The 21,836-nt window shown below is 74.7% G+C and carries 16 protein-coding genes; 12 read left to right on the top strand and 4 right to left on the bottom strand.

From position 1 onward, the window contains the following. Window positions 1-17: 17 nt before the first annotated feature. The gene (locus ACZ7MY_RS31935) at window positions 18-905 is read right to left on the bottom strand and encodes a LysR family transcriptional regulator (protein WP_499606775.1); all 888 of its coding nucleotides are present in this window, start codon (window positions 903-905) and stop codon (window positions 18-20) included. 314 nt (window positions 906-1,219) lie between these two features. On the opposite strand from ACZ7MY_RS31935, the gene ACZ7MY_RS31930 reads away from it, so the two are divergent. The 8 genes from ACZ7MY_RS31930 to ACZ7MY_RS31895 all read left to right on the top strand — a co-directional run bounded on the left by ACZ7MY_RS31930 (window position 1,220) and on the right by ACZ7MY_RS31895 (window position 13,880). Continuing rightward, window positions 1,220-8,548, top strand: coding sequence for a non-ribosomal peptide synthetase/MFS transporter (locus ACZ7MY_RS31930; RefSeq protein WP_499606774.1), 7,329 nt, complete (start codon window positions 1,220-1,222; stop codon window positions 8,546-8,548). Window positions 8,549-8,628: 80 nt separating this feature from the next. Then, window positions 8,629-9,549: a pyridoxal-phosphate dependent enzyme gene (locus ACZ7MY_RS31925; protein ID WP_499606773.1), complete on the top strand. Its 921-nt coding sequence runs from the start codon at window positions 8,629-8,631 to the stop codon at window positions 9,547-9,549. Continuing rightward, the gene (locus ACZ7MY_RS31920; protein ID WP_499606772.1) at window positions 9,539-10,492 is read left to right on the top strand and encodes a fatty acid desaturase family protein; all 954 of its coding nucleotides are present in this window, start codon (window positions 9,539-9,541) and stop codon (window positions 10,490-10,492) included. The genes ACZ7MY_RS31925 and ACZ7MY_RS31920 overlap by 11 nt, the downstream gene beginning before the upstream one ends. Window positions 10,493-10,600: 108 nt before the next feature. Further along, entirely contained in the window at window positions 10,601-11,239 is a 639-nt protein-coding gene (locus ACZ7MY_RS31915) for a helix-turn-helix domain-containing protein (RefSeq protein ID WP_499606771.1), read from the top strand. 77 nt (window positions 11,240-11,316) lie between these two features. Next, window positions 11,317-11,853 carry an NUDIX hydrolase family protein gene (locus tag ACZ7MY_RS31910; protein ID WP_499606770.1) on the top strand — a complete coding sequence of 179 codons (537 nt, stop codon included), beginning with the start codon at window positions 11,317-11,319 and terminating at the stop codon, window positions 11,851-11,853. A gap of 170 nt (window positions 11,854-12,023) precedes the next feature. After that, window positions 12,024-13,046, top strand: a complete 1,023-nt coding sequence (locus tag ACZ7MY_RS31905) for a baeRF2 domain-containing protein (RefSeq protein ID WP_499606769.1) — start codon at window positions 12,024-12,026, stop codon at window positions 13,044-13,046. 62 nt (window positions 13,047-13,108) lie between these two features. Continuing rightward, window positions 13,109-13,558, top strand: a complete 450-nt coding sequence (locus ACZ7MY_RS31900; RefSeq protein ID WP_499606768.1) for an ATP-binding protein — start codon at window positions 13,109-13,111, stop codon at window positions 13,556-13,558. A gap of 97 nt (window positions 13,559-13,655) precedes the next feature. Further along, window positions 13,656-13,880, top strand: coding sequence for a DUF6479 family protein (locus tag ACZ7MY_RS31895; RefSeq protein WP_499606767.1), 225 nt, complete (start codon window positions 13,656-13,658; stop codon window positions 13,878-13,880). 129 nt (window positions 13,881-14,009) lie between these two features. Here the strand turns inward: ACZ7MY_RS31895 and ACZ7MY_RS31890 are convergent, their stop codons facing one another. Continuing rightward, window positions 14,010-14,741: an SDR family oxidoreductase gene (locus ACZ7MY_RS31890; protein WP_499606766.1), complete on the bottom strand. Its 732-nt coding sequence runs from the start codon at window positions 14,739-14,741 to the stop codon at window positions 14,010-14,012. Between the two features lie 178 nt (window positions 14,742-14,919). Between ACZ7MY_RS31890 and ACZ7MY_RS31885 the strand changes: the two genes are divergently transcribed. Then, window positions 14,920-15,768: a helix-turn-helix transcriptional regulator gene (locus ACZ7MY_RS31885; RefSeq protein WP_499606765.1), complete on the top strand. Its 849-nt coding sequence runs from the start codon at window positions 14,920-14,922 to the stop codon at window positions 15,766-15,768. 110 nt (window positions 15,769-15,878) lie between these two features. Continuing rightward, window positions 15,879-16,925: a DUF4331 family protein gene (locus tag ACZ7MY_RS31880; protein ID WP_499606764.1), complete on the top strand. Its 1,047-nt coding sequence runs from the start codon at window positions 15,879-15,881 to the stop codon at window positions 16,923-16,925. Here the strand turns inward: ACZ7MY_RS31880 and ACZ7MY_RS31875 are convergent. Further along, on the bottom strand, window positions 16,904-19,417 hold the full coding sequence (locus ACZ7MY_RS31875) for a helix-turn-helix domain-containing protein (protein ID WP_499606763.1): 2,514 nt from the start codon (window positions 19,415-19,417) through the stop codon (window positions 16,904-16,906). The genes ACZ7MY_RS31880 and ACZ7MY_RS31875 overlap by 22 nt on opposite strands. Window positions 19,418-19,595: 178 nt before the next feature. Here ACZ7MY_RS31875 and ACZ7MY_RS31870 point away from each other — a divergent pair, with 178 nt between their 5' ends. Then, on the top strand, window positions 19,596-20,051 hold the full coding sequence (locus ACZ7MY_RS31870) for a carboxymuconolactone decarboxylase family protein (protein WP_499606762.1): 456 nt from the start codon (window positions 19,596-19,598) through the stop codon (window positions 20,049-20,051). Window positions 20,052-20,255: 204 nt separating this feature from the next. Next, window positions 20,256-20,606 carry a hypothetical protein gene (locus tag ACZ7MY_RS31865; protein WP_499606761.1) on the top strand — a complete coding sequence of 117 codons (351 nt, stop codon included), beginning with the start codon at window positions 20,256-20,258 and terminating at the stop codon, window positions 20,604-20,606. 71 nt (window positions 20,607-20,677) lie between these two features. Here the strand turns inward: ACZ7MY_RS31865 and ACZ7MY_RS31860 are convergent, their stop codons facing one another. Continuing rightward, window positions 20,678-21,793: a substrate-binding domain-containing protein gene (locus tag ACZ7MY_RS31860; protein ID WP_499606760.1), complete on the bottom strand. Its 1,116-nt coding sequence runs from the start codon at window positions 21,791-21,793 to the stop codon at window positions 20,678-20,680. Window positions 21,794-21,836 lie beyond the last annotated feature (43 nt).

Raw genomic sequence — 21,836 nt, 5'->3', positions numbered from 1 at the left:
CCGGCCCGCGCGCCCGGTCATCCATGCCCTGTGGTGACCGTGCCGGGGGTGATGTACCGCAGCAACGCCTCCACGGCGGGCGCCGGTTCGCCTCCCGGCCGCACCACCATGACCTTCCATGACGGCGCGTGCCTCTCGAACCGGCGGCCGGCGAGGTCGGGGAAGCGGGCGGCGATCGAGGCGGGCATGATGCACACCCCCAGGTCGTGCCGGACCAGTTCGGCCGCGGCAACGATGTCGTTGACCTCGAACACCTGGGTCCGCTCGACGGCGGCGGCCCGGAAGACCCGGTCCACCTCGGCGCGGATCGCCCATCCGGGCGGGAAGTCGACGAAGGGCAGGCGGCGGACCTCCTCGAAGGTCACCACGTCGTCCGCCGCGAAGCCGCGACCCGGCCGGGAGACCAGGAGCATCCGCTCGCGCGACAGCGGTCGCGTCACCAGCCCCCGTTGCTGCTGCCGGTCCAGTGCCACCACGGCCAGGTCCACCGTGCCCTCGCGGAGCGCCTGCCGGATGTCGGCCACGGCCGCCTGCCGCAGGCGGACGGTCACCCCTGGGTGTTCCGCGCGCAGGCGGGCAAGGGCCTGATGCAGTCCGGCCCAGACCCCCTGCATCATGCCGACGGTCACCAGCCCCCGCAGTTCACCCCGGACCGCGTCGACCGCCGCACGCGCCTCCTCGGCCGCGCGCAGCGCCGCGCGGGCGGCGGGCACGAACGCCTCCCCCGCCGGGGTCAGCGACACCCGGTGCGTGGTCCTCTCGAAGAGCGCGCTGCCCAGTTCCCGCTCCAGCGCGCGTACGGTGCCGGACACCGCGGACTGCACGACGTGCAGCCGGTGGGCGGCCGCCGTGAACCCGCCCTCCTCGGCGACCGCGACGACCACTTCCATCTGCCGCAGGTCCATGCGCTGCAGCCGCCTTTCCCTCGGGCCGACCGCCGGCCGGCTCTCTCCGCGGGCGATGATCCACCGCTTCCAGCATCGCACCGCCGGGCCGGCCGGCGGCCGACCCGCGCGGCACGGGTCCGGCACCCCCCACAAAATGACCATTCGTCACGGCGTCGGATTTGCCTCAACTGCCTTTTCACCACGCTCCATTCACGTGATCGAAGACGAAGTGATCGAGATCATTCACATGATCGTCGCGCAGGTACCACAAATTCACCGAGGCGTTCCGCTCGGTGGCGCCGCAGTACAGGGACAGCTCCCAGGGAGATCGCGTGCGCGCTACACCGGCCGTGGACCCGGCCGCTCCGGCCGGACCCGCGGCAGCCGATGCCGTCACGTTCGGCACCGTCGGGAACGCGCCGACGGACGTGCTCGCCGCGATCGAGGCACAGGCACGGCGGACCCCGGACGCCCCGGCCGTCGTCGACGGGACGGGCACCTCCACCTACGCCGAACTGCTGGGCGCCGTCACCCCGCTGGCGCGGGCGCTGCACGCGAACGGGGTCCGGGCGGGGGACCTGGTGGGGCTGTGCCTGCCCCGGGGCCGGGACGCGGTCACAGCGATGCTCGCGGTCCTGCGGGCCGGAGCCGGCTACCTGCCGCTCGACCCTGGCTACCCGGCGGCGCGGCTGGCGGTGATGGTCGAGGAGGCCGCGCCGCGGGTGGTGCTGGTCCCGGCCGGCGGCACGGACGGGATCGCCGGCTCCCTCCCGGCGGGGACGCCGGTCCTGGCGGTGGACGCCGCCGGGACCGCACCCCTGCCGGGCGCGGCCGCGGCGCCGGAGGACCCCGCGTACGTCGTCTTCACCTCGGGCTCGACGGGCCGGCCCAAGGGCGTGGTCGTCCCGCGGCGCGCCCTGACCCACTTCTGCCGGGCGGCCGGGGAACGCTACGGCTTCTCCCCCGCCGACCGGGTGCTGCAGTTCGCCTCGCTCAGCTTCGACGCCAGCGTGGAGGAGATCTTCCCGCCGCTCGCCGCGGGCGCCACGGTCGTCGTCCGGGACGAGGACATGATCAGCCGTCCCGACGTCTTCCTGGACCGCTGCGCCGGACTCGGCGTCACGGTCCTCGACCTGCCGACCGCGTACTGGCACGAGCTCGTCGGCGCGCTCGGGCGCGGCGAGGCGGCGCTCCCCGCGACGGTGCGCACGGTGGTCATCGGCGGTGAGGCGGTCCACCCGGAGGCGGTCGCCCGCTGGCAGGCGCTGGCCGGCACCGGGGTGCGGCTGCTCAACACCTACGGCCCCACCGAGACCTCGGTCGTGGCGACCGCCGCCGACCTCACCACGTGGACCGGCCACGGGCCCGTGCCGATCGGTACGCCGCTGTCCGGGGTCACCGTGCGGGTCGCGGCCGAGGACGGTACGACGGCGGCGCCGGGCGAGCCCGGCGAGCTGCGCATCGGCGGAACGGGGGTGGCCACCGGCTACCTCGGGCGTCCCGACCTGACCGCGGACCGCTTCCGCGAGGGACCGGACGGACGGCGGGAGTACCTGTCCGGCGACAGGGTGCGGCAACTGCCGGACGGCGGCCTGGAGTACCTGGGCCGGCTGGACCAGCAGGTCAAGATCCGCGGCTTCCGCGTGGAACCGGGCGAGGTCGAGAACGCGTTGCGCGAGGTGCGCGGCGTCACGGACGCCGTCGTCCTCGTCGACACCGGCGCGGGCGCGCCGCGGCTCGCGGCCCACCTCGTGACCGGGGACGGAGCGCCGGGCACCGACGCCGTCCGCCGCGAGCTGGCCGCCCGGCTGCCGCACTACCTCGTGCCCGCCGTCTTCTCCGTGCACGCCGCCTTCCCGCTCACCGTGCAGGGCAAGGTGGACCGCGCGGCGCTGGCCACCACGCCGCCGCCGGTGCCCCCGTTCGCGGCGGACGGCGCCCAGGGCTCGTCGCCCGAAGCGCTCGTGGCCGCCGTGTGGCGGGATCTGCTCGGCGCCGCGGACATACGCCCCGGCGACGACTTCTTCGCCCTCGGCGGGGACTCGCTCTCCGCCATCCGCATGATCAGCCGGCTGCGGCACGCGCACGGCGCCGACCTCACGCTCAGCGCGCTCTACGCGGCGCCGACGCTCGCCGAGGTCGCCGGCGTCCTCCCCGCCGCCGACGCGGCGCCGGCGCCGGCAGCCGCCGCGCACGACACAGACGAACCCGCCGAGGAGCCGTCGCGGTTCCCGCTCACCGCGCTGCAGCGGGACTTCTGGATGGCCGAGCAGGTGACCCCCGAACTGCCGGTGCACACCCTCGGCATCCGCTACCGGTGGGCGGAGCCCGTCCGCCCCGAGCTGCTGCCCCGGTGCCTCGCCGTGCTGGCCGCCCGCCACCCCGCCCTGGTGTCCCGTTTCCCCTACGCCGGCGACGGGCCGGTGACGGACGTCGACCGCTCCGCGACCGTCCCGTACGGCGAGGTCGACCTGCGGGACCTGGCACCGGACGCGGCCCGGGCGCGGGCGGCCGAGGAGCGCCGCCGGATCGTGACCGCGCGGATCGACCTGGAGCGCGGCCCGGTGGCGCGCGCGGTGCTGCTGCGTACGCCGGACGGGGACGAACTCCTCCTCGCCGTCCACCACCTGGTCTTCGACGGCTGGTCCGTGGGCGTCCTCGGGGACGCGCTGGCCGAGGTCTACGGCGACCTCAGCGCCGGGCGCGAGCCGCGCCGCGCCGCACCCGACCGGCTCTCGCAGGTGGCCGGGCGGGGGACGCCCGTGTCCGGTGACGCCGGGCTCGCGGCGTACTGGCGCGACCGTTTCGACGGCGCCGACCTGGACCTGGAACTCCCCGCGGACCGTCCGCGGCCCGCCGTGGCGACCCACCGCGCGGGCCGGGTCAGCCGCGACCTCGACGCGGGGTCGCTCGCGCTGCTGGACGCGTGCGCCAGGCAGCACCGGGTCAGCCTGTTCATGGTCGTCCTGGCGGGCGTGCAGGTCGTCCTCGGCAGGTACAGCGGGCGCGGCGACGTGACGGTCCTGGCACCGGTGGCGGGACGGGAGGATCCCTCGCTGGACGGCGTGGTGGGCTCCGTCCTCAACATCCTGCCGCTGCGCGGCGACCTGACGGGCGAGCCGAGCTTCGCCGCGCTACTGGGCCGGGTACGGGACGCGGTCCTGCGCGACCTGGAGCACCAGGGCCTGCCGCTGCCGGAGATCGCGGCGGCGGTGCGGCGGCCCGGCGGGGGCAGGCCCGGCCCGCTGAGCCGGGTGAGCGTGACCGTGCACAACACGGCCGCGCCACGCGACCCGCTGGTGTCCTACGCCGGGGACGAGGCCCCCGCCGCGACCATGGCGGACCTGGCGATCGGCCTGGACTTCCCCGCCGGCGGACCGGTCCTGACCGTCGACTACGCGGCCGAACTCTTCGACGCCGAGCGGGTCGAGGCCCTCGTGGACCACCTGCTCACCCTGCTGCACGCCGCGGCCGCCGCACCCGGCACCGAGGTGGGCCGGCTGCCGCTGCTCAGCGAGGCCGCGCGCCACACCGTCCTCCACACCTGGAACGACAGCGCCGCCGCGATCCCCCCGGCGCACAGCCTCCAGGAGGTCTTCGAACGCTGCGTCGCGCGGCGGCCGGACGCGCCCGCGCTGACCTCGGGCCCGCGCACCGTCAGCTACGACTGGCTCAACCGGAGGGCCAACCGCATCGCCCACCTGCTGCGTGAACGCGGCGTGCGCCCGGGCGAGCGGGTGGCGATCTGCCTGGACCGCGGGATCGACCTGTTCGCCGCGATGTGGGGCGTCCTCAAGGCGGGCGGCGCCTATGTGCCGCTGGACCCGGCGTACCCGCACGAGCGGCTGCGCTACATGCTCGAGGACAGCCGGCCGGTGGCGCTGGTCACCCTGCGCGGCCTGGAGGGCGCCCCTGATGCCCCTAGCGGCACGGCCGTCCTCGCGCTCGACCGCGACGCCGCGCTGGTCGACGCCGCGGCGGACGCCGATCCGGTGCCCGCCGGGACGCCGGACGACCCGGCCTATGTCATCTACACCTCCGGTTCCACCGGCCGCCCGAAGGGCGTGGTGGTGACCCACCGCAACCTGGTGCACGCCGCGGCCATGTGGCAGCGCGCCTACGACCTCGACCCCGACTGGACGTACCAGCAGGCCGCCAGCTTCTCCTTCGACATGTTCGTGGGCGAGACACTGCGCGCGCACTGCACCGGCGGCCGGCTCGTCGTCGTCCCGCGCGAGACGCTGCTCGACCCGGCGGAGCTGTACGCGCTCATGCGCGACGAGGGCGTCCAGTGCACCGAGCTGGTGCCGGCCGTGCTGCGGGCGCTGCTGGCCCACGCCGAACAAGCGGGGGAGCGGCTGGACTTCGTGCGGCTGCTGATCGGCGGCGGCGAGAAGTGGCAGGTCCGCGAGTACCAGCGCGCGCAGCGTCTCGTCGGCCCCGGCAACCGGGTCGTCAACGCGTACGGCGTCACCGAGGTCACCGTCGACAACGTGTACTTCGACGGGGACGTCGACGACCTGCCCGCCGAGGCGCCGCTGCCCATCGGCCGTCCGTTCCCCAACAACCGGGTGTACGTGCTGGACGCGTACGGGGCGCCGGTGCCGCCCGGTGTGGTGGGCGAACTCCACCTGGGCGGCGCCGGGGTGTCGCCCGGCTACCACGAGCGGCCGGAGCTGACCGCGGAGCGGTTCGTCCCCGACCCGTACGCCGCCCCGGACGGCGCGGAGGCCACCGCTCGCATGTACCGGACCGGGGACAGCGCGCGCTACCGCCGCGACGGCACCGTGGACTTCCTCGGCCGTCTGGACGACCAGGTCAAGGTCAACGGCTACCGGGTGGAGCTCGGCGAGGTCGAGGCCGCGCTCGGCGCGCTGCCCGGCGCGGCGGCCTCCGCGGCCGCCGTGCACACCCTGCCCTCCGGGGCCGCCCAGCTCGTCGGCTACCTCGTGACGGCGCCGGAAGCCGTCCTCACCGAGGCGGCGGTGCGCGAGGCCCTGGCGACCGGGCTGCCCCCGCACATGGTGCCCGCGCGGGTGGTGTTCCTGCCGCGGCTGCCGCTCACCCCGAACGGCAAGCTCGACCGGCGGGCCCTGCCGACCCCGCCCGATGCCTCCGACGCCCCGGCGCGCACCGCTCCGCGGAACGCGGCCGAGCGGCGCATCGCGGCGATCTGGGCCGCGACGCTGGGCGTGGCGGAGGAGGCCGTCGGCATCGACGACAGCTTCTTCTCCCTCGGCGGGGACTCCTTCGCGGCGCTGCGGATCGTCCGGCAGATCGACCCCGGCCTGGCGCTGGTGGAGCTGTACCGCACCCCGACGGTGCGCGCGCTCGCCGCGCTGCTCGCGGACCGCGCGAAGCGCGGCGAGGGGCAGGGAGCCGAGCCGGCGCCGCTGCTGCACCGGCTGTCCGGGCAGGACGCGGATCCGGGCGCGGGCGGCGTCACGGTCGTCGCCGTGCCGTTCTCGGGCGGCAGCGCCGTCGCGTACCGGCCGCTGGCCGAGCAACTGCCGCCGCAGTGGGGGCTGTACGCGGTCGAGCTGCCGGGGCACGACATGAGCAGGCCGGACGACGCGCTGCTGCCGGGCGCCGAGGTGGCCGCCCGGGTGGTGGCGGAACTCGGCGCGGTGAAGGGTCCCGTCATGCTCTACGGGCACTGCCTGGGCACGGCGGTGACGCTGGAGGTCGCACGCCAGGCGGAGGCCGCGGGCGTCGATGTCGTGGGCGTCGGCCTTGGCGCGAGCTTCCCCACCGCGCGGCTGCCCGGGCGGTTCTTCGACTGGCTGTACCGGCTGTTGCCCACCGACTGGCTCACCTCCGACCGGGAGTACCTCTCCTACCTGCGGGCACGGGGCGGTTTCACCGACCTCGACGACCCCGAGCAGGAGCAGTTCGTGCTGCGCAACGTGCGGCACGACGCGCGGGACGCCGAGGAGTACTACACCAGGGCCTACCAGGACGCCGCGGCCCCCAGGCTGCGGGCCCCGGTGCTCAGCGTGGTGGGCTCCCGGGACCGGGTCACCGAGTTGTACCAGGAACGCCACCACGAGTGGGAGCACTTCGCGGACGACGTCTCCCTGGCGGTGCTGCCCAAGGCGGGCCACTTCTTCGTCAAGACGCACGCCGAACCGCTGGCCCGGACGCTGGTGGAGCACGCCGAGCGGTGGCAGGGGCCGCCCGCCCCGCAGGACGCCACGCCGCCGGACGGGGCCCGGCCCGCCGCACGGGCGGTCGCGGACGGGCAGGGCAGGCGGACGCCGGAACGCGCCAAGAGCACCGAGGCCGCCGGGGACACCCGGCACACCAGGGACACCGCACCGAGCCTGTCCCGGTTCGCCGTCGTGGCACTGGGCCAGTTCCTGTCGATGATCGGCAGCAGCCTCAGCACCCTCGTCCTGAGCATCTGGGTGTACCAGCGCACGGGCTCGATCGCCGACTTCGCGGTGGTCAACGCGGTGGGCATGCTCCCCGGCATCCTCGCCGGGCCGCTGGCCGGCGCGGTGGCGGACCGCTGGAACCGCCGCATGATCATGCTGACCAGCGACGCGGTGGCGGGCCTGGCGATGGGCGGGCTCGGCCTGCTGGTCCTCGGCCGCGGCCTGGAGATGTGGCAGGTGTACCTGGCCGTGTCGGTCACCTCCGTCGCGGGCGCCTTCCAGCGCCCCGCCTACCTGGCCGCGGTGGCCCAGCTGGTCCCCAAGCGGTACCTCGGCCACGCGAACGGCATCAGCCAGCTCGGCGTCGGGGTGGGGACGGTCTTCGCGCCCATGATGGGTGCCGGGCTGATCGGGGTCATCGGCGTCTCCGGCGTGATCATGATCGACGTGTGCAGCTTCGCGGCGGGAGTCGTGACCCTGCTGGTGGTCCGTTTCCCCGACACCCTCTTCCGCCGCCGCGACGAGTCGTTCGGCAGGGAGATCACCGGCGGCTGGCGCTACATCGCCCGCCGGCCCGGGCTCCGCGCGGCGCTGCGCTTCTTCGTCATCGACCACGCCTTCTACACCCTCGGGTTCGCGGTCATCACACCCATGCTGCTCATCGAGCAGTCCCCCCTCATGCTGGGCACGGCCCTCGGCGCCGCCGGTGTCGGCGGCCTGTGCGGCAGCCTGGTGATGGGTCTGTGGGGCGGCACGGCCCGCAGGACGCAGGGCATGATCATCTCGATGGCGGTGGCCAGCCTGGCGATGGTGATGGTCGGCTTCGCCAGCCCGCCGCTGATCGTCGCCGGGATGTTCCTGCTGGCCTTCGGCGAGTCCCTGGCCGACGGCCACTGGATCGCCCTCGTCCAGACCAAGGTCGGCCTGGAACTCCAGGGCCGGGTGCTGGCCATCTTCATGACGCTGATGATGCTGACCATGCCGTTCGGCTACCTGGTCGTCGGCCCTCTGGCCGAGCACTACGTGAAGCCGCTCCTGGAACCCGCGGGCGCCCTGGCGGACACGGTCGGCGTGCTGCTCGGCACCGGGCCCGGACGCGGACTCGCGCTGCTCGTCGTCGTCAGCGGACTGCTGCAGCTGGGCTGGGCGGCCCGCGGCTGGGCGAACCCCCGGCTGCGCCTGCTCGAGGACGACCTGCCCGACGCCCTGCCCCCGGCGGAACTCGGCGACCTCGACGACCTCCAGGGCCACGCCGACACCCAGCTCGCCGCGGCCCGCGTCTGACACCCCCGCACGCCGGTGCCCGTCACGACCGTGCCGGGCACCGGAGGCACGTACCTCCACCACCCCCCGAAGGAACCGTCATGCCCACCCCCGCACCGCTGTCCGCCGAAGCGCCCTCGGACGCCTTCGGCACGCCCCTCATCGACGTCTCCGCCCTGGTGCCCGGCGCCCGGATCCTGGTCAAGGACGAGACGCGCTACGCCTCGGGAAGCCACAAGGAGCCCGCCGCCCGCGCGGTCGTGGCCCGCGCCGTTGCCGACGGCCACCGGCACGTCACCATCGCTACCTGCGGCAACTACGGGCGGGCCATGGCCACGGCCTGTCAGGTCGCCGGAGTGGAGTGCACAGTCGTCCTCCCCTCCGGGTGGAGCGACGGCGGCGAGGCGATGCGCGCCGCCGGAGCCCGCGTCCACCTCGTGGACGGGGCCTACGAGGACGCCGTGGACGAGTCCCGCCGGCTGGCCGCCACCGGGGACTGCGTCGACGGCAACGTGGACGGCCCGTACGTCGAGGCCGTGTTCGAGGGCCACGGCGTGGTCGTGTCCGCGCTGAGGGCCGCACTGCCCGAAGCGCCCGCGGCGATCTGGCTGCCCGTCGGCAACGGCACGACCGCCATCGCGGTGCGGCGCCAACTGGAGCTGCTCGGCTGGGACACGGTGATCAACGGTGTCGGCTCGGCCGGCAACAACCCGATGGTGACCTGCTGGCCGGGCCCGTACCGGACGCTGCCGCCGGAGTCCGTCTCCACCACCGACCACAACCAGCCGCTCGTCAACTGGCACGCCCTGCAGGGCGACGAGGCCATGACGGCGATCGCGGCCACCGGCGGTACCGTCCTCGGCGCCGACGACCGGGAGCTGTGCGACGCCCGTGACGCGCTGGCCGAGTACGGCGCCTTCCCGACCGCCGCCGGGGCCGTCGCGCTGGCGGGCCTGCTCCGCACCGCCCGCTCCGAGGGCCTGGTGCCCGGTACGCACGTGGTGGTGCTCAGTGGCCGTTGACCGGCTCCTCCCCGAGCGCGAGAGCGCCCCGCCCGCGGCTCCCGCCGTCCTGTTCGCACGGCTGCGGGTGACCTCCTCCGACGAGCGGGTCTTCCTCGGCAAGCTGGCCCTCCTGGCGCTCCTCACCTGCGCCGGAGCCGTGCTGGCCGTGCAAGGGAACCTGTGGGCGGCGGGCGCCGGAATCGTCGTGCTCGCGGCCATGTTCACCCACGCCGTCGAGTTGCAGCACCAGTGCCTGCACCACTCGGCCTTCCGGCGCGCGTTCCCGCACCGGCTGGTGGGCGTGCCCCTGGGGATGCCGCTCCTCGTGGTCTACAGCCACTACCGGGTGCGCCATCTGCAGCACCACCGCTACCTGGGCACCCCGCAGGACACGGAGTTCTTCGGCTTCGACACCCGGGGACCGCTGACCTTCCGGGCGCTGCTGCGCGGGCTGCTGGACTACCCGCGCCTGGGCGCCGTCGGCGCGGACGTCGTCCGCGCGGTCACGGGGCGCTGGACGTACGCGTTCGGGCACGTCGCGCCGGCGATGCGGCGGCGGATCGTCACCGAACACGCCCTGCTGGGCGCGGCGGTGGCGAGCGCGGCCGTCCTGGCGGTCCTCGGCCACGGCGAGTACGTGCTGCGGCTGTGGGTCGTCCCGCTGCTGCTCGCCGTCCCGCTGCACTTCCTGGTGGAACTGCCGGAACACCTGCTGTGCGACACGGAGACGACGGACGTGCTGCGCAACACCCGCTCGATCCGCGGCAGTCGGCTGAGCACCTGGTTCACCAACGGCAACAACCTGCACATCGAGCACCACGCGGCGATGACGGTGCCGATCAACCGTCTCGGCGAGCGTCACGAGGAGACGCGCACCCTCGCCGTGCACGTGGAGCGCAGCTACGCGGACTTCTACCGGATCCTGTGGCGGGCGCTCAGGGACCGGCCGACGGCCCCGTAGCGCCACGGTGCCCTCCCGGGACCGCCACCAGACACGACGGCCCTCCCCCGCGGCCACGGCCGGCTCGCCGGAGCCGGGGGGCGGTCCCGGGGGAGGAAGGGGTTCCGGGTGGACGACGACATCGATCCGCGCGTCGCGCTGTGGGGGCCGGCCTGCGAGGCCGTGGCCAGGCTCCTCAGCCCGCACGCCGAGGTGGTCCTGCACGACGCCGGGGAGGAGCGCGTGCTGGCCGTCTGGAACCCGGTGACGCGCCGCGCCGCCGGGGACCGGCCGCTGCCGGGCGAGCTGGGACCGCCGGGGCGCCCGGCGGACGACGTCGACGGCCCCCGGGAGACACTGCTCCCCGGCGGCCGCCGGGTGTCCTCCGTCAGCGCGGTGCTGCGCGCTGCCGACGGCACCGCGTCGGCCGTGCTCTGCGTCCACCTGGACCGCACACCGCTGGACCGGGCGGCCGCCGTCCTGGCCGCGTTCGGGGCCCCGGCCGCCGAGCCCGCGGACGAGGCGTCCCTGGAGGAGGGGTGGACCCGGCAGGTGGACCGGGTCATCGCTGCCCGCATCCGCGCCCGGGGCCGCCCCGCCGAACGCCTGGACCGCGTGGACCGCCTCGCCGTCCTCGGCGAACTCGAACGCGCCGGGGTCTTCGCGAGGCGCGGCGCCGTGCCCGTCGTCGCCGGCGCCCTCGGGACGTCCCGCTCGACCCTCTACGCGCTGCTCGCCGAGCTCAGGGCGGACGGGGAACGGGCCTGACGGGGCGCGTCGGACGGGTTGGCGGCGCACGTCGTCGATCACCCCCACGTGGCGTTCTCTCCGCGTACGATCACCCGATGGCCGACATGACCGAAACCACGCCCGGCTGGCTGTCCACGGACGAGCTGGAGCTGACCCGCGCACGCATGCCGATCCTCTACGTCGACGCCGTGCCCGTGCGGGTCGACGACAGCGGGGAGGTGACCCACATCGGTCTCCTCCTGCGCATCGGACCCGACGGGAGCGTCAGCCGCGCCCTCGTCTCCGGGCGGGTGCTCCACCACGAGCGGGTCCGCGAGGCGCTCGTCCGTCACCTGGAGAAGGACCTCGGGCCGATGGCGCTGCCCCGCATCCCGGTCTCCCCGCAGCCCTTCACCATCGCGGAGTACTTCCCGACGCAGGGCGTGACCCCCTTCCACGACCCCCGGCAGCACGCGGTGTCGCTGGCCTACGTCGTCCCCGTTGCGGGCGACTGCCACCCGCGGCAGGACGCCCTCGACCTGGTGTGGTTCACCCCGCAGGAGGCGTCGTCGCCGCAGTTGCAGCAGGAGATGCAGGGCGGTCAGGGCGTACTGCTCCGGCAGGCCCTCGCACACGTCGGCTGCCTCTCCTGAGCCGCGTGGCGGCCCGGGAGGCCCGTTGTCCGCGCCGCCACGCTTAAGGGATCACCGCCCGGGTACGGGGACGCTCGAGGGGTCCGGCACACCGGTCGCCGGCGCACCCTCCGATCGCACGGGCCCCGCTCGCCTCCCGGCCGCGGGCGCCCGTCCCGGGAGGCACCCTGATGAAGCTGTCGTTCCTGCAACCGCTGTTCGACCGGCCGGGCCCGTGGGCGAGCGCCTACCTGGACACCTCCCGCGACGTCGAGGACGCGGACCGGGTCATCGCGCGGCGCTGGCGGCGGCTGCGCGACGACCTCACCGCCCACGGCGCCGACCCCGCCACCGTCCACGCCCTGCACGCCGCGGTGGGGATCGACGACGACCTCCCCGGACGGCACGGCCAGGCCCTGTTCGCCACGCGCGGGGAACTGGTGCTGGCGGAGGAACTGCCCGAGCCCCCGGTACGCGACCGGGCCGAGCTCGACGCCCTGCCGGACGCCCTGCCGCTGGTGGTGCAGCGCGCGCCGGACATCCCTTACCTGGCGCTGTTCGTCGGCCGCACCGGGGACGGGGACGGCATCCGGGTCACCGCCCGGACCGGACGCTGGCCGGCCGGACGCCCCGACATGGATCCCGCCGTCCGGCAGACCGTACCGGCGCAGGACTGGCCCCAGTCCGCACCGCCGCTCGCCGGTGACCTGGCCGACCTCGCCGAACGCGGCGCCGCCGAAGTGCTCGTGCTGGGCCGCGACCCCGATGACCCGCGCGCCGCGGACGTGCTGGCCGGCCTCATGCCGGAGCGCCTCGGGAACGCCACGGTCACGGTCTCCGGCGAACCCGGCGGCACGCCCGACGAAGCCGTGCTGGAGGAACACCTCGCCCGCGCGCTGGGCGGCCGGCTCAGCGCCGCCGACCAGGCCCGGCTGGAGGCGTACCTCGCGCAGCGGACCCGGGACCGCACCGCCTGCGAGGGCACCGCGGCCGTCGTCGCGGCCCTGCGGGGCGCGCGGGCCGCGGCCGTCCTGGTCAACGACCCGCCCCCGCCCCCGGACCGGCTCCGGGCGGGGCCGGGGGAACCTGCCGGAGCCGCCCTGCTGCGCGCCGCGGCACGCACCGGTGCGGAGCTCGTGGTGGTGCCCCGCGCGACCCTCGCCCTCGACGACGGCGTCGGGGCCCTGCTGCGCCCGCCCGACCCGGGCGCGTAGCGTCCGGCCCGCGGAATCGGCGGCGACCCGGCCTTGTTGTACCTACAGGTACAACGAGAGGGATGGGGATGGACACCGTCGAAGCGGATCAGCTGCCGGGCCGGCACCCCCTGCCGGCCCAGGAAGAAGGCTGGACGCTCTCCTACCGGGCCGACGCCCCCGCGCAGGCCCGCAGGCTCACCAAGGAAACCCTGCAGCGCTGGAAGGTGCCGACGGCCACCACCGACGAGGCGCTGCTCGTCGTCTCGGAACTCGTCACCAACGCCGTCGAATACGCCCGGCCGCCGATCGTGCTCCGGCTGGACCACGGGCGCGGCAACGGGCAGGTCCGCGTCGAGGTCAGCGACGGCGGACCGGCCGCCTCCATCGGGGAGTGGGCCGCCAGCTGCAGCGACAGCGAACACGGCCGGGGCCTGACCATCGTGGACCAGGTCGCCGCGGCGCACGGCGAGCGGTGCGAGTGCGCGACCGGTCGCGCCACGCACTGGGCCGAGTTCGCCCCCGCGGCCTGACCGCCGCGGAGGTCACGCGCTCGTCATCGGCGCGAACGTGAGGCACCCGGGCAACGACGGCATGCGTTCATCCGGAGTCGAGGGGTAGCCGCGTCCCATGCGGACGGAACGGATGCCCCTGGCCCTGACCCATGACCACCTCGTCGGCACGGTGCCGCTCGTCGTCGGCATCGTGCTGGTGGTGGTGCTCGTCGCGGCGGTGACCTTCGGACGCCGGGTACGGCGGCGGCAGCCGCCACCGGAGGCGCGGCCCCAGCCTCGCGCCGGGTCCTGGCGCACCCGCGACGAGCATGGCACCGGGGACCCGCACCGGCGCGGCTGAGCCCCGGCGGCCCGGTCGGCATCGGGGGGCGCGGCCGGCCGTGCGCTCACGCACGCCGCGACGGGAGGGAACGCCGGTCCGGCGCCCGCCCCGCCCGGTGACGGGCTGGGCGGCGTGGACGGCGCCCTCTCAGCCCTGGGCGGTGGGACGTACGACGAGTTCGTTCACGTCGACGTCCGCGGGCCGGTCGATCGCGAAGGCGATGGCGTCGGCGATGGCGGACGCCGGGATCGCGAGCTGCTGGGCGGCCGCGTGGGCGGCGGCCCGGGCTTCCTCCGAACCGCCCCGCTCGGTCAGCTCGCTCTGCGTGAAGCCGGGGCTGACGACGGTCACCCGCACGTCCCGGCTCTCCTGGCGCAGGCCCTCGGAGAGTGCGGCCACGGCGAACTTGGTGGCGCTGTAGACGGCCGCCGTCGGGTCGACCCGGTGGCCGGACACCGACGACACGTTCACGATGTGCCCGGCCCCCTGCCGCCGCATCACGGGCAGTGCCGCGGCGATGCCGTGGAGCACGCCGCGGAGGTTGACGTCGATCATCTGCTCCCACTCGTCCACGCGCAGGTCGGCGAGGAGCGAGAGGGACATCACGCCGGCGTTGTTGACCAGCACGTCGACGCGGCCGTACTCCTCCACGGCGGCGGCGGTGAAGGCACGTACCGAGTCGAGGCTGGTGACGTCCAGCTCGCGGTACGCGGCGGTCGCGCCGGCGGCACGCAACTCGTCGGTGATCGCGGCCAGCCGCGCGGTGCGCCGGGCGCCGAGGAGCACCGTGTGGCCCTGCCGTGCGAGACGGCGGGCGGTGGCCTCGCCGATGCCGCTGGCGGCACCGGTGATCAGGACGGTCTTCGGGTTCGTCGACATGGTGGTTCCTGCTTCTCGAAGGTGTGGTCACGGCGGCGACCCGCCGCGCCCTCCATCCGACCGCGCTGACGGAACGGGAGGAAGGGTCCGTGAACCTGGGTGCCACACACCCACCCGGCCGGCATCGGCACGCCGCCCGTGCCCGGCTCCACCGGCGCGCGCGGTTAGCATCGAGGGCATGACACCGCCACGCGACAACGAGCTCGGCGCCTTCCTGCGCGCGAGCCGGGCACGCGTGGAGCCGGCCGCCGCGGGACTGGCCGCGGGGGGCTCCGGGCGACGCGTCCGCGGGCTGCGGCGGGAGGAGGTCGCCGTGCTCTCGGGGGTGAGCGCGGACTACTACGCCCGCCTCGAGCAGGGCCGCGAACGCAACCCCTCCGCCCAGGTCGTCGACGCCCTCGGCCGGGCACTGAAGCTCGCTCCCGACGCCCGCGGCCACCTCCACCAGCTGGCGGGACTCGGCCCCCGGCTCGTGGGCGACGACCTCCCCGGGCGCGTGCACCCCGCACTTCTGCAGCTGCTCGGGGCGTTCCCGCACGCCGCGGCCTACGTCCTCGGCCCGGCCTTCGACGTCCTCGCCGCGAATCCGGTCGCCGAGGCGCTGCTCGCGCCCTTCGGGGCCGAACGGAACATGCCTCGCATCCTGTTCGGGCACCCGCGCGGCGCAGAGGTGTTCACGGACCGGGAACTGCTGCGACGCAGCACCGTGTACGCGCTGCGGCTGAACGCCGGGCGGTTCCCGGACGACCCCGGCATCACCGGTCTCGTCGCCGAACTGACCCAGTCCTCACCCGAGTTCGCGGCACTGTGGGAGGACCGGACCGTGGGCGGCCTGCCCCGGGCCTTCAAGGTGTTCGTCCACCCCGCGCTGGGGCGGGTCGAGCTGACCTACCAGACCTTCGAGGTGGTCGACGCCCCCGGGCAACTGCTGCACGTGGGAACCCCCGAACCGGGAAGCCCGAGCGAAGCCGCGCTCGCCTCCGTCACCTCCCTCACCTCTCCCGCCTCCCCCGACGGGCCCCGCTGACCGGCCGCGGCGGCGCCCTCACGCCCCGGTTGCCGCAGCTTCGCGCGGCTCGCATGGTGGAAGGGACCGGCCGCCATGCGCACGGCCCCACAGCCGACCGGGAGCGCCGCATGTCCCACCACCTCGACTGCCCCCTCGCCCGGCAGGACCCCCGTCTGGACATCACCGACCTGTACGTCTTCCGGGGCGTGGGCGGGACCGTCTTCGTGACGAACCACAGCCACTCCCTGGGGGGTGAGGACGTCCCCCGCGGGTTCCACCCCGAGGGACGGTACGAGATCAAGATCGACGGCAACGGCGACGCCGTCGAGGACCTCACGTACCGTTTCGTCTTCGCCGAACGCGAGGGCGGGGACACGGCCGACGGGGCGCAGACCTACGAGGTTCGCCGGCTGGCCGGTCCCGATGCGCGCGACCCCGCCGCCGAGGGGACCGTGATCGCCCGGGGCCGCACCGGCGGGACGGTCGGCACGGACGGGGGCGGACGGGTGTGGTGCGGCAAGGCGGGCGACCCGTTCTGGATCGAGCCGGACGTGCTGCACGCCGTCGGGCGCGCCTTCAAGGAGGGGACGACCGTCGACCTGTCGGGCTGGAGCCGCGAAGGAGCGAGGAACCTCTTCGCGGGCCACACCGTGTACTCCGTCGTCCTGGAGGTCCCCGACGAGGAGTTGCTGCCCGTCACCGGCGAGGAGCGGCGGATCGGGGTGTGGGGCCTGGACTCCCTGGCGACCGACGCGGGTGGCTGGCGCCCGGTCAACCGGGCCGGACTGCCGATGATCCACCCGTTGTTCACGCAGTTCGACGAGGATCTCGGCAACCGGCTCAACCAGAACGCCCCCGCCGACGACCTCCGGCTCCACGGCGAGGCCGTCGTCGACGCGGTCGCCGGCGTGGTCCGCGCCTACGGCACGGCCCAGGACCCCGAGGCGTACGCCCGGTTCGTCGTCGGCCGCTTCTGCCCGAACATGCTGCCGTACACGGTCGGCACGCCCGCGTCCTTCGGCTTCGCTCGGTGGAACGGCCGGTCGCTGACCGACAACGCGCCGGACGTGATGTTCTCCTTCGCCGCCGACACGCCCGTCACGCTGGGCATCGGCAGGGAGTCCGTCACGTCGAAGCCGTCCTCGGCCTTCCCCTACGTCCCCGCCGCAGGCTGAGGCACCGCGGTCCGGACGTCCGGGCCGGCGTCCCGCAGGAGGGCCCGGCCCGCGGCGCGGTGCTCCGCGGCGGCGGACGGATCCGTGGCGTCGAGGACCGCCGCGATCCCCTCGTGGGCCTTCGCCTCCTCGGAGCGGTACCCCAGCCGGGGGGCGAGGCCGAGCGCCTGGCGGTGCAGCCGCAGGGCCTCCTCCGGCAGGCCCGCGAGCCGGCAGGTCTCCGCGTACCCGTTGAGGAAGTGGATCTTCCACTGCTCCTCGAAGAGTTCGTCGAGCAGCGCGAACGCCTCGCGGTGGCCGGCCAGCGCCTCCTCGTAGCGGCCCATGCGGCGCAGGGCGACTCCGAGGCAGTTCAGGCACCACGCCTCGTTGTGCCGGTGCCCGTCCTCGCGGGCCAGGGCGAGGGCGTGGTGCAGATGGCCGGAGGCGGCCTCGGGTTCCTCGTGTGCCACGGCCACCCCGAGGGTGATGAGCGCGGTGAGCGCGGGCGCCCACGCGGGGTCGTCGTGCGGGACCTCCAACGCCCGGCGGGCCAGTAGCGCCGCTTCCTCGCGGTGCCCCGACTGCAGCACGGCCCAGGCCTCGTAGGCGGTGGCGTGGGCCGTGCCCATCGGGCTGCCGGCGTCCGCGTAGAGCTTCCCCGCCAGCCGGAACAGCTCCAGCGGCTCCTCCACGTACCCCTGGTCCCAGCCCAGGTAGCCGCGCCGCATGGCGAGTTCGGCCTCGGCCGCGACGTCCGCCGTCTCCGCCACGAGCACGGCGGCCGCCTCGTACGCGGCGGCGGCCTCCGCCATCCGTCCCGCGTTGTAGCGGGCGAAGCCCAGGTCGCTGTGCGCCTCGCCCAGTTGCCGCGGATCGCCCAGGCGCCGGGCGGCGGCGAGGGAGCCCTCGAAGAGGACGTTGAGCTGTGTGGTGCCGCAGCGCCGCGCGAAGTACGAGCGCATGAAGCGCGGCAGTTCGCACACGTGCGCGTCGGCCCCGGCGGCGAGGGCGGCCTCGAAGGCGGCCATCAGGTTGGGGTACTCGGTGCCGAACCAGGCCATGGCGCTGTTCTTGCCGCTGAACCGCGGCAGTTCCGCGGGGGCGGGCCCCGCGCCGGGCACGCGGCTGCGGGACAGCAGGGGCATGGTGGCGTCGGCGGCCGCCGCGGCGTGCACGTAGTAGTCGAGCACCCGGCGCAGCGCCCGTTCCCGCTCGGCCGCCGAATCCTGCTCGGTGGTGGCCCGCAGCGCGTGGCGGCGCACCAGGTCGTGCAGCCGGTAGCGGCCGGGCGCCGGCTGCTGGACCAGGTGCGCGTCGAGCAGGTCCTCGAGCACCGCCCGGACGTCGCGCAGCGGCGTGTCCGCGAGGGCCGCCGCCACGTACTCGTCGAAGCTCGCCCCAGGAAGGAGGCTCAGCAGCCGGAACAGCCGGCGCTGGGTGCGGTCCAGCTGGTTCACGGACATCGCGAACGCCGTGTCGAACTCGGTCGGGCCCTCCGCCATCCGCTCGACGAGGACGCCCACGGTCCAGCCCGGCCGGTGGCGCAGCCGTGCCGCCGCCAGGCGCAGGGCCAGCGGCAGGTTGCCGCACAGCCGGAGCACCTCGGCCGCCGCCCGCGGGTCGCGGGCCAGCCGTCCCTCGGTGCCGGCGGGCTCGCCGCTGGCACGGGCGAGCAGTTCGGCGCTGTCCTGCGGCGTCAGCACGTCCAGCGAGACCGGCGGCACCTCCTCCAGGCCCAGCAGCCGGTTGCGGCTGGTGATCAGGGCGACGGAGGAGCCCGCGCCGGGCAGCAGGGGGCGGACCTGGTCGGCGTCGGCGGCGTTGTCCAGGACGAGGACGGCCCGCCGGTGGGCCAGTTCCGACCGCCAGCAGGCGGCCAGTTGCTCGACGCCCTCCTGCGGGACGCGCTCCGAGGGGACGTCGAGGGCGGCGAGCAGCGCCCGCAGCGCGGGGTCGGGGTCGAGCGGCCTGCGGCCCTCGGTGAAGCCGTGCAGGTCCAGGTAGAGCTGGGCGTCGGGGTAGTCGGCGGCGAGGCGGTGCGCGGCGTGCACGGCGAGGCAGGTCTTGCCGACGCCGGCCATGCCGTCCACGGCGACCACCCGGCTGCCGCCGACCGCGTCGAGCACGGCGGCGAGTTCGGACCGGCGTCCGGTGAAGTCGGGCGCGTCGCGCGGCAGGTCGTTGCGGGGCGGGCGCGGGGCCGACGCGAGCGGCGTCGGGGGGTGGACCTGGCGGCTGGTCCTCGGGGGCGCCGGCAGGGGGTTGGAGGACCGTTCCCACAGGGGGCGCAGGGGCCGCGGGTCGCGCTTGACGAGGCGGCAGAGGGCCACGACGGCGGGCCAGGGCGGCACGGTCCGGCCGGCGAGGTAGCGCGACAGCGACGACGAGCTCAGGCCCGTGTCCCGCGCCAGGGCGCGGACCCCGCGCCCGGACAGCTGCTGGAGCATGCGCAGCCGCGCGGCCAGCTCCTCCGGTGCGTCGTCCTCCGCCGTCCGCCGCTGTGCGACCACCCGTCCGCCGCCTTCCTGTCCCACCCCGGACCAACCCGTCGCAGCCGCATCGCCGCTGTACACGGCGGTGCGGGGTGTCCCACGGTGTCCCACCGCCGTCGCCATGGCAAGTCCCGGGCGCTGTCATGGAGTCACGCCCCGGGGAACGGGGCGCCGAACCGGAAGAGGGAGAACCACGATGCAGTCCCGTATGCAGAACCCGGCCATGGTCCTGTCCGGCGCGATGCAGCCCATCCAGGAACTGATCAAGGCCGTGCACTCCGGCGGGGTCGACGCCCAGACGCTGGAGTTGGTGCACCTGCGGGTGAGCCAGATCAACGGTTGCAGCGCCTGCGTCGACGGCGGCGCCAAGACGGCCCGCAAGGCGGGGGTGGACGACGAGCGCCTGGCCACGGTCGCGGCCTGGCGGGAGGCCCCGTACTTCAGCGAGGAGGAGCGGGCGGCGCTCGCGCTGGCCGAGGCCGCGACACGGCTGGCCGACCGCCCGGACGCGGTCGGTGACGAGGTGTGGGACACGGCCGCCACCTACTTCGACGAGAAGCAGCTGGCCGCGATCGTGCTGATGATCGGCGTGACCAACCTGTTCAACCGGCTCAACGCGACGACCCGGCAGATCGCCGGCGCCTGGGGATGAGGGCGCGCCCTCCGGTCCCGGGCCGCGTCCACGACGCGCCGCCCGGGACCGGCGTGCCCGGCACGGCCTCACCGAGGGGCGCCCCCGCCCTCGCCTCGCCCGCGGCACCTGTCACACCGCGGAGGGCTGTCCGGTCAAGTGGTAGACGGGTCAACTTCTTCTCGTGTGCCACCCGGGCACGACCGATGTCTGAGGAGGCGCGCGATGCTGCACATCGTCAGGGCCGCGTCCGGACTCGGGCAAGCACCCGGACACGACCATGTGGGGTGCTCGCTCGCGCCACGGTGCCCGGACATCTCGGCGTGCCGCGCCACCCCCGCGGACAAGTGGCTGGTGGGGTTCCGGGTCTGCGCCCGGGGACCGATCGCCACCTGGCTCTACTACGTGGTGGACCGCGCGAACGACGCGATGGAGGCGAAGCGGATCGCCGTCTCCCTGGCCGGCGACGAGATCGACGCCTCGTGCCTGAGCGGGTACGACGGCATGGCCGACACCGAGATCCGGCTCATCCACGACGACGGGATCGGGCCGCGCCGTCTCCTGCACTGCTCGTGACGGCGCGGACGCGGCAGCCGCCGGTGCCCGGACGTGGGGTCCGGGGCACCGGCGGCTGCGGCCGTGCGGGACTACTTCGTGAGCGGGGAGAGCTTGGGGTCGTTGGCGTAGGCCTCGGCCGCGTTCTCCTTGGTCACGATGACCGGCGGGAGCAGGTAGGACGGGACGACCTTGCTGCCGTTGTTGTACGACTTGGTGTCGTTGATCGTCGGCTTGTCGCCCTTCTGCAGGGACTGGACCATCTTGATGGTCTCGGCGACGAGCTTGCGGGTGTCCTTGTTGATGGTGGAGTACTGCTCACCCGCCATGATGGACTTCACCGACTCGACCTCGGAGTCCTGGCCGGTGACGACCGGGACCGGCTTGCCGGCGCCCTTCACCGAGGTGATGATCGCGCGGGCGAGGGTGTCGTTCGGCGAGAGCACGCCGTCGAGCGTCTTCTTGCCGGTGTACGTGGAGTTCAGCAGCGAGTCCATGCGGCTCTGGGCGTTCTCCGCCTTCCAGCCCTGGGTCGCGGTCTGCTTGATGTCGGTCTGACCGGAACCGACAACGATGTCGCCCTTGTCGATGGCGGGCTTCAGCACCTCCATCGCACCGTCGAAGAAGACCTTCGAGTTGTTGTCGTCCGGCGAACCGGAGAACAGCTCGATCGTGTAGGGCCCCTTGGCCTTCTTCGCCTTCATGCCGTCCAGCAGCGCCTGGCCCTGGAGCTGGCCGACCTTGAAGTTGTCGAACGCGATGTAGTAGTCGACGTCCTTCGTGTTGGTGATGAGCCGGTCGTAGGCGATGACGGTGGCGCCGGCCTGCTTGGCCTGCGCGACCTGGGTGGACAGCTGCGCGGCGTCGGTCGCGCCGATGACGATGACCTTCGCGCCCTTGGTGACCATGGAGGAGATCTGCGCCTGCTGGTCCGCGACGGTGGTCGAGGCACCCGCGTACTGGACGTCGGCCTTGAAGCCGGCGTCCTTCAGGCCGTTGGTGAACAGGTCACCGGCGAGCACCCAGTTCTCCGAGGTCTTCGCCGGGAGCGCGACACCGACCAGGGCGTCCTGCGCGAAGCCGCCCTTGGCGTCGCTGGTGTCCTTGCCGGTGGAGCCGCCCTCGCGTTCGTTGGAGCACGCCGTGCCCAGGGCGAGCAGCGCGGCGGCGCCGATCACGGCGATGCCTCTGGTGATGGTTCTGCGCATGTGGGTTGTGCCCTTTCCTGGTAATGCGGGGAGAGACGAGCGC

This window comes from Streptomyces sp. NPDC111520 (assembly GCF_055635295.1).
The sequence above is the reverse complement of the archived record's forward strand: the minus strand, read 5'-3'. Positions and strand labels throughout refer to the sequence as shown.